Here is a 1087-nt window from a genome sequence, read left to right on the forward strand (position 1 = left end):
GGCCTCGGACATCACCTGCGCGATACCCACCTCGCCATGCAGCGTCAGCTCGCGCAGGCCGAGCGTGCCCGCTAGCCGACCAGTTCCGTCCACGACGGGCAGTGTCCGGATGTTGTGCGCGATCAGGAGCTCCCGTGCATGCTCGGCGCTGCTGTCCAGCCCGATGGTGACCACGTCGCGCGACATGACCTCGCCGCAGGTGAGGTCGCCCTGCGTGCGCACAAGCGCGTGCAGCTCGACCTGGCGGAGGAGGCGATCGAGGTCGGCGCGGTCGATGTCCAGCGTCTCATTGAGCGCGACCAGGGCTGCGTCGACATCCTCCGACTTGAAGCCGACGCGCAGCGGCGCGGGCAGATCCGCCGTTCCGTGCGTGTTGACCGGCGCCGCGACCGGGACGTGCGGGTAGTTGCGGCGCGAGATCTTGTGGAACGCGATGCCGAGGGCGACCAGGATGACCGAGTTCACACAGACCGGAAACAAGGGGAACAGGAAGCCGGCTGAGGTGACGGCCGGGCCGCCGATCAGCGCCGTCAAGGCGGCCGCGCCCCCAGGCGGGTGCAGGGACCGGGTCACCGACATCGCGGCGATGGCCAGTGAGACGCCGACGCCGATGGCTACGACCGGGTCCGGGATGAGGTGAGCGGCGAGCACGCCCATGAAGGCCGAGATCGTGTTGCCGCCGATGATCGGCCAGGGCTGGGCAAGAGGGCTCGCGGGCACGGCGAACAGCAGGACGGCCGAGGCGCCCATTGGCGCGACGATGAGCGGGATGTCGGGACCCTGGCCGAAGACCAAACCGCAGATCAGGCCGGTCAGCGTAATGCCGGCGAGCGCACCCAGGCAGGCGACCAAGCGCTCCCGCAGGGTCGCGCCCGCCAGGATCGGCCTGAACAGCCGAAAACCGGGTGACTTGCCAGCTTGGTGTTCCGGACTGCCGGTCTTGGACATCCTCGCGCGTCCCTCGCTTGCCCGAACCGCCATCGGAGGCGCCCGTTCAACAGGCAGATGCTCCGATTGTCGACGCAGGGCGCTGGTATACCAGGCATCCGTTTACGGGCCGCGGCTGAAATTGCAACGTGCTGAGGCA

1 protein-coding gene is annotated in these 1087 nt (G+C 68.8%); it reads right to left on the reverse strand.

From position 1 onward, the window contains the following. The coding region (locus tag WDW90_RS37415; protein ID WP_336492771.1) for an HPP family protein at positions 1–948 on the reverse strand (948 nt) is incomplete at its 3' end. Positions 949–1087: the final 139 nt, after the last annotated feature.

The organism is Methylobacterium nigriterrae (assembly GCF_037106235.1).
Classification (GTDB): domain Bacteria; phylum Pseudomonadota; class Alphaproteobacteria; order Rhizobiales; family Beijerinckiaceae; genus Methylobacterium; species Methylobacterium nigriterrae.